The sequence below is a fragment of the Mucilaginibacter pineti genome, from assembly GCF_900101875.1.
Lineage (GTDB): Bacteria > Bacteroidota > Bacteroidia > Sphingobacteriales > Sphingobacteriaceae > Mucilaginibacter > Mucilaginibacter pineti.
In genome coordinates, this window is the sequence record NZ_FNAI01000030.1 from 20,799 (window position 1) to 27,812 (window position 7,014).

9 protein-coding genes are annotated in these 7,014 nt (G+C 45.1%); 4 read left to right on the top strand and 5 right to left on the bottom strand.

Annotated features, from left to right (window positions below; all coding sequences use genetic code 11):
- Window positions 1–5: 5 nt before the first annotated feature.
- The 4 genes from BLS59_RS30580 to BLS59_RS32160 form a co-directional block, all read right to left on the bottom strand.
- Window positions 6–1,208 (bottom strand): GAF domain-containing sensor histidine kinase, encoded by a 1,203-nt coding sequence (locus BLS59_RS30580; RefSeq protein WP_091157743.1) that lies wholly within the window; start codon window positions 1,206–1,208, stop codon window positions 6–8.
- Window positions 1,209–1,214: 6 nt separating this feature from the next.
- Window positions 1,215–1,511, bottom strand: coding sequence for a hypothetical protein (locus tag BLS59_RS32150; RefSeq protein ID WP_205411397.1), 297 nt, complete (start codon window positions 1,509–1,511; stop codon window positions 1,215–1,217).
- On the bottom strand, window positions 1,492–2,007 hold the full coding sequence (locus BLS59_RS32155; protein WP_205411399.1) for a divalent metal cation transporter: 516 nt from the start codon (window positions 2,005–2,007) through the stop codon (window positions 1,492–1,494). Before BLS59_RS32155 ends, BLS59_RS32150 begins: the two co-directional genes overlap by 20 nt.
- 85 nt (window positions 2,008–2,092) lie before the next feature.
- On the bottom strand, window positions 2,093–2,269 hold the full coding sequence (locus BLS59_RS32160) for a hypothetical protein (protein ID WP_205411398.1): 177 nt from the start codon (window positions 2,267–2,269) through the stop codon (window positions 2,093–2,095).
- 231 nt (window positions 2,270–2,500) lie between these two features.
- Between BLS59_RS32160 and BLS59_RS30590 the strand changes: the two genes are divergently transcribed.
- The gene (locus BLS59_RS30590) at window positions 2,501–3,079 is read left to right on the top strand and encodes a hypothetical protein (RefSeq protein ID WP_143014292.1); all 579 of its coding nucleotides are present in this window, start codon (window positions 2,501–2,503) and stop codon (window positions 3,077–3,079) included.
- A gap of 205 nt (window positions 3,080–3,284) precedes the next feature.
- Here BLS59_RS30590 and BLS59_RS31460 read toward each other — a convergent pair whose 3' ends face one another.
- Entirely contained in the window at window positions 3,285–3,614 is a 330-nt protein-coding gene (locus BLS59_RS31460) for a hypothetical protein (RefSeq protein WP_143014293.1), read from the bottom strand.
- A gap of 972 nt (window positions 3,615–4,586) precedes the next feature.
- On the opposite strand from BLS59_RS31460, the gene BLS59_RS30600 reads away from it, so the two are divergent.
- The 3 genes from BLS59_RS30600 to BLS59_RS30605 all read left to right on the top strand — a co-directional run bounded on the left by BLS59_RS30600 (window position 4,587) and on the right by BLS59_RS30605 (window position 6,854).
- Entirely contained in the window at window positions 4,587–5,132 is a 546-nt protein-coding gene (locus tag BLS59_RS30600; protein ID WP_262492985.1) for a transposase, read from the top strand.
- A gap of 279 nt (window positions 5,133–5,411) precedes the next feature.
- Complete coding sequence (locus BLS59_RS32780; protein WP_394330861.1) at window positions 5,412–5,825, top strand: transposase; 414 nt, start codon at window positions 5,412–5,414, stop codon at window positions 5,823–5,825.
- A gap of 198 nt (window positions 5,826–6,023) precedes the next feature.
- On the top strand, window positions 6,024–6,854 hold the full coding sequence (locus tag BLS59_RS30605; protein WP_162842823.1) for a 7TM diverse intracellular signaling domain-containing protein: 831 nt from the start codon (window positions 6,024–6,026) through the stop codon (window positions 6,852–6,854).
- Window positions 6,855–7,014 lie beyond the last annotated feature (160 nt).

Sequence of the window (7,014 nt, forward strand, 5' to 3'; positions counted from 1 at the left end):
GTACATTAATCATAAAATGTTGGCCCGGCGCCAATAAGCAGTGACATTTTAAAGGTGGTACCCAAGCCGGGAACGGAATGAATGCTCAGCCGGCCATGGCAAGTCTCCATCAATTTCCGCACCATGATCAGTCCCAGTCCGCTGCCGTTTTCCCCGGCGGTGCCCCTCGTGGATGTGCTGTCGCCCGATAAAATATGCTGACGGGTCATCTCGTCCATACCTACACCGGTATCCGTAATGGTGAAATATAAATGTTCAATTTCGTCAATTGTCTTTATGGTTATTTGCACAGCGATCTGACCGCCTTCCGGCGTAAACTTTATGGCGTTGGCAATGAGGTTGCTGATCGCCTGAAGCAATCCGGGAGCAGGTAACGGCACCCGGTCCGCTTCCGGCGCTATTTTGAAGGTAAATGCAAGCCTTTTGTTCAACAGAGCGGGCATAAACAAGCGCATCACCCGGTTCCGGAGATCTCCGATCTCACTTAGAGCTACAGCATTGTCGTTCTCCGAAAGAATCTCATTGGTGAGGTCAAGCAAAGCATCGCTGCCTTGTGTAACATGACGGAGATAATCCGGTATTTCGTCATCTCGGTTATCCTCAAGCTCCTCCAGCGCCAGTTGACCCAAACCACTGATGCCTTGCAACGGTCCGCGGATGTCATGTGCCAGCATCCATTTCAGCCGTTCGGATGCGGAAAGCTGTTTCCGAAGCAGGTTCATCTTTCTGATATCTTCCAACCGCCTGGCGACCTGTTCGGCTATCATTTGCAGCACTTCCTTGTTCGCTACCGATAATCCTGTTTGCTGCCGGTCAAGGACACATATTGCACCTATTTTGGAACCATTTGCCGAGCGGAGCGGAATGCCGTAATAGTACTTTAGTCCTGATGCCCTTACGCGCTTCATACAAGCGAAGCGCTGATCATTGGAAAGATCATTTACTTCAAATGGGACATCGCGCAGTATCGTATACTGGCAGACGGATTCTTCGCTGGTCAGTTGTGGTAATCGTGAACCGAAACTGCCGATCGTCCATTGCAGATCAATATCGACCAGGTTGATCAGGCAGGTTTGCATCCCGGTTACGGTAGCGGCCAGTTTGGCCTGTTCGTTGAAATCCTGCTGTATAGCTTCCAGGTCCTGTACATAGTCGCTTAAGGCGCTTTTTCGTTTGACCAGTTCTTCAGTTTCTTCTATTATCTGCATTAGTATCTATTTAAGACGGATTGCTGATGCACTCCCGTTACATGGCCTAACTAATGCCTGCCTGGCTGACCGAGCCAGTGTAACCACAGGCGATCCGGCTGGTATTTTACCCGATATGATAATTACCGGTGCGGTCATGCCGTAGAGTATTGCTGAATAAATCACTCCCTGGAAAGGCGTGATGCCCACAAAATTGAGTAACAGACCAACGACCAGTGAAACAATGATCACCCCGTAAAAGGGTTTCGCCTGGTAGAATTTCTGATCCAGGCCGGATTTCCTGTTAAAGCTTTCTGCTGCCATAAGAAAGGGAGCCGCTTAATACCGGGATCGCCAGGAAACCTGTGCCGATAATACCGATGGCAAATAGTGCATAAGCGAGGTTGCCCGCAATAGACTTTAAAGCCGTCGCTGCTTGTTGCACCGTGTCGATCTTGCGGACACCGTGCGGATAAAGCACGCTGCCGCAGGTCAGGATGATAAAGAACATCACCAGGTTGGAAAACAGCATACGTACATCCACGTCCTTGCGCATGGTGTTCAGCATACGCTTGTTGACCATGATCATCGTTCCCGTCTTCATAACATCTTCGGCCTCCATGGTCGGCTGCCAGAAAAAAAGATAAGGCGAAATGGTCGTACCCAGGATGGCAACCAAAGCGCCGATATAATCCTTATTGAACTGGATATGCGGAATAAAGGTCGATTTCAGTACTTGCAGCCAGTCCACTTTAGTAAAGAACGGAACGATCAGGTAGACCAGCAGCGTAATACAAAACCATTTCAGTATGCCGGCCAGTTTCTGATAAGATAAAAAATGATGGCCAACAAAATTAAACCGGTGAAGATGATGCTAAAAACGAAAGCCGGAACTGCCGGAATGATCAGGTCGCTGCCGCCCCCATGCCGGCAATATCAGCCCCAATGTTTAAAATAACCGCCGGAAATGAAAACAGGATCATCACCCAGAGAATCCATTTAGGATAATGGTCTTTCTGTTCGGTCAGCTTTAAGGTCGCCTGATTGATCTTTTCCAGCGTAATATTGTCCTTTGGTCTCAAGTGATGATCGTTTATTTGCTGACATAAAGGTACAATTTGTCAGCAATTCCAGACAATAAGACCTGCCAACCTTTTGCAGACTTTTAATAAGCTCAGCTCGCTGACATTTAATTGAATACATATTCAGTTAAATGTCAGAAATTATCGCAGTTGCTAATTCCGGACGGGATTGGCCACATAATTGTAATACTGGCCTTAACAAATAAATGTTTAACCATTAACAATAAGCTCATGAAAAAAATAACAAAACTATTGACCGTAGCTGGTATAGCTGCTGTAAGTCTGGTAAGCGTAGCCCGCGCCCAGTCTGTAACACCCGCTAACAAATGGCGCTTTGGCATCGGTGTCGAAGGTTTTGCACCCACGGGTGATTTGCATAATATTTCCAATGCCGGTATTGGCGGTACCGCCCGGATCCAATATGGCGTCAATCAGAATGTAGCTTTAATGCTTACTTCCGGTTATTATAACGCTTTCGGTAAAAATGCGAGTTACGCCTATGCCAATCCTAACGGTACGGTAACGGGTAACTATAAATATCCATCCGTTGGTATCGTCCCGGTAAAAGCAGGTATCAAAGGGTATATCGCTGATGGTTTTTACCTAAGTGGTGAAGTGGGTGCCGGATTCGAAACCAAAGACATCTATGCGAACCCCGACGGCAGCAAAGATACTAAGCTGATCCTTGCTCCGGGCCTGGGCTACTCATTTAAAAGCGTTGATATCGGCGCCCGTTATGAGAATTTCTCCGGGCAGAACAACAATTACGGGTTCGTGGGTTTGCGTATTGCCTACGGGTTCGGTATATAGGTTCGTTAATTACCCTTAGGCAAGTTTATTACAGGCCCGGATTTATCACCGGGCCTTTTTAGCATTATAGAAATTCTGATCCGTCTGGGTACTGGATAGCAGTTGTAGTCGTTTAGCCGGACTGTTATTATACCTTAACATAAACAACAACTTATTGTTAATTACCAGACTTAATAAGATAATTAAATACGCTTCAAGCTGTTTTTCAGCAATCCATAAGCTCAGGATGTGCTGTGTCATCATGAATAATAGTTTTGGTATATTGGATGATTTGCGACGATAATCTTTGGGTTTCGATTCTAAAGGAAGATGCCCATTCTGGTTTGATAGATTTAGCTGCAAGATCATCAATAGCGAATAAATTATTATGTGACTTTATTGCCGTGACATGGCTACAGGATATATGAAACAATGGTGTATTACTTTTACTATTAAGCGTTGAATTGCGCAAGTTTATTGGCGTTGAAAATGTTTGTGCCTTTGCCATACCATAACTGGTAATGAAAACTGCAATAACTAAAAGCGATTTTCTCATGATGATTATTTGCGTTAAATAAGTTTATAGTAAAGTTAGGAGCTGTTTGGCATATAGCCTCCTATTCTGCTGCTTTTAACATTAATTAACAATACTTTCAGATGAATCATAGGCAACTATGGTCTTTGGGAATTCCTGATTTTGATTGCAGCGATAATAGCTATAAGCTTTCAACATGCAACTGCCACTATAATTATTCCAGAGCAAAATGGAAGTTAAGTGATCTCAAAGTCGCCAAGCCGGTAGTTGCTACAATTCTTTTTCACGGAAATGATCTTGTTTACCGCTTGACTTTTGAAGAATAAGCGATGAATGTGTTCTGGCGATATGAGATGCGTAAGTGATCGCCACGCCTATCAGGCAACCCAACATGACGCCACCGGCTCTTTCAATAGCGATATCCCAGAAAGAAGTTCCGGTTCATGCATCGTAATAATCAATAAGGCAACAATGGCAGATTTGATTACCTAACTTAATTCAGCCATTCACAAACCAGCATGGATACAGCTATCCCTGCGCAGATCATCGGTAACGTAACCGGGTGAAAGTAACACAACGTTAAACCAGCTAAAGCCCCATAAGGTTAGCCTTGATACGATTAGTTGCTATTGTGAGCGCATCCTTTCTTTCAGGTGCCAATACAAGAACAAGGGAGAAAAGGCACTAGGCACCGATGACCGGGTAGTAATGATAGATGCTGAAACCTACAACGGTGCCCGCTAAGCACTCTAATATGAAAAAAAAGTTTTTACGTTACGTGGTTAGCATAACTACTGCACATTAGATATGGTATGGATAAAGTGATTGATGTTTTTACCCCTTAAGAAATATAATATATTCAGGAATAGCATTTCACCAGTTGGGTCAGCTCCTGCTGTAAGCTGTGCGTTATATCCGAATCATACCAACCGTGGACCATAGGTAGTTAACCCTTAAAAAGTATAACATCCGCTGTACGTTTTAGCAGATGCGATCAACTGGCAGTTATTTGAAGAGTCGTTCAGGAAACACTACCGGGAAGACTTTGGCCGCCCGCCCAAGCCGATACGCCTGATGGTAGCACTTCTGATGCTGAAGCACATCCGTAACCTGAGTGATGAAAGCGTAGTGGAGCGGTGGGCTGAAAATGGTTATTATCAATACTTTAGTGGCGAGCATGTATTTACAGCAAAAGCCCCCTGTGAAGCATCCGAATTGGTGCATTTCCGTAACCGGATTGGTGCCGAAGGCGTGGAACTGATCCTGAAGGAGAGTATCCGCATCAATGGCAAAGGCGGCAAAGAAGATAAGGCAAGCATAGATACGACCGTTCAGGAGAAGAATATTACCTATCCTACCGATAGCAAATTGCACCGGAAGATCATCAAAAAGTGTATTGGGATAGCTGACAAAGAAGAGCTGGAACTTCGCCAGCGTTACCCCCGCACTTTGAAGAAGCTGGGGATTGACCAGCGCTTCAGGAATCACCCTAAAAACGGGGCAAATGCACGTAAAGCCGATAAGAAAGTAAAACGATAGCCGGCAGACTGGGAGGGGAACTTCAAAGGAAGTTACCGGCAGAAAGCTACAAAACCGATCTGGAGCTGTTCGAGCGGGTACTCCGTCAAAAACGGCAGGACAAAAACAAGGTTTATAGCCTTCATGACCGGAGGTAGCTTGCATCAGCAAAGGGAAAGAGCATAAAAAGTATGAGTTCGGCAGTAAGGTATCGATCACCGTTACCCAAAACAGTGGCGTGATTATCGGGGCGCTGAATATCGCCGGGAATGATTACACGGGCATACGCTGGATGCCGCCCTGGAGCAACAGCAAAGACTTACCGGGCATAAACTCAAAGAAGCCTTAGTTGACCGGGGCTACCCGGGGAAGGAAAGAGGTGCTGGGAACCGCTATCCATACCCAAAAACCTTCGGCAATAAACTAACGAGCTATCGAAAAACCAAATTAAAGGAAGGCTTCACCCAAAGAGCCGCCATCGAGCCTAAAATCGGTCATCTGAAAGCAGATCACCGCCTAAGCCGCAACTTTTACAAAGGAATTAAAGGCGATAACATCAATGTGATGCTGGCTGCTGCTGCAATGAACTTCAAAAGAATGATGAATATCTGGAAAGATAATCTTTTAGCACTTTTTTTACGCTTCATTCACCTTGTCCAAACATTATTTCAACAACCAAATTACAATATCAATCCTCCTTTATTGACTTTTTAAGGCTTGACTAGGCATCAATTCCTTAAGTTCCAGCCCATCACTCTTCCATTCTTTCATGAGCTGCTGCAATACAGCCGGGATAAGTTAGTGCGGTTTCAATTAGTTCTATCGTATAATCGTAAGCCATCTTGCAGTTTTATAATGAAAATATGCTATTCGAGAATAATTAATTGTCCGAAGATCAAATATGGCATCGTTGTGGCAAAAGATACTTGTAATGAAATCCACCATATTTTTCCTGATTTTGTAGGGTTCCAAACCTGGATCGGCGATTACCAACGGCTTTATCAGTTCACCCGGCGAAATGATGAGCTGATCAAGGACATGAGGATCTGTTCGGGCGCTCAGTTAGCGCTTGCGCTGCTTCATTTATTTTTATTCCTTTTTTATCCTAGGCAAAAACTCAATCTGTATTATGTGATCTTTTCTGTATTGTTCTTCGGGACAAATCTCGCTGTCAGCGGCGATAATGTTACCGGTAACCCGCTAATGCAGTGGTGGTGGCAGCATATCTTTTGGATCTGCGGCGTGATCGGCACTATTTCTGCATGGCATTTGCTCTACGCTGTCGGAGATACGCCGATCCCCCGCTGGAAAGCCATTACGGCCCTAATTTTTACAGTCGGGTACCTGGTGAAAAAAGTGATATTTTTTGACACTAACCCGAACGATGGATTTAACATCTTGTTTCTTCTGATCAATGCAGACGGGTTGTGGGCGTTAATCAGCGCGATCCGCCGTGGCAAGCCTCATATTTGGCTGATAGGTTTGGGTATGGCCATCATTGTAATATTTTACTTTTTTGTCGGGGCAAATGTTTTTCATCTTTGGACAGACCATGCCCAGTGCGATCTGGTCATGAGTATCGGGATACTTGCTTTTCCATTACTTTTTTCCATTTATCTCGCGCTGGATTTTGCGCGTACCAACCAGGATTTGTCACTTAAGCTGGCCGAAGTAGAAGATCTTCAAACGAGAAACTGGAACTGGTCACCGACAAGGCGGAAAGTTAGAGAAGACCGTCATTGAGCGAACGGCCCAGGTGCAAAAGCAAGCCGATCAGCTGCAGGAACTCGATCAGGTGAAGTCACTTTTAATTCTTCGATGCTGGTCAATGCCGGGTAACTCGTGACCCGGTAACCGCTACCAAGCAGGAATTGGGCAATCAGGCTTTGGAGTGTTTCATTAT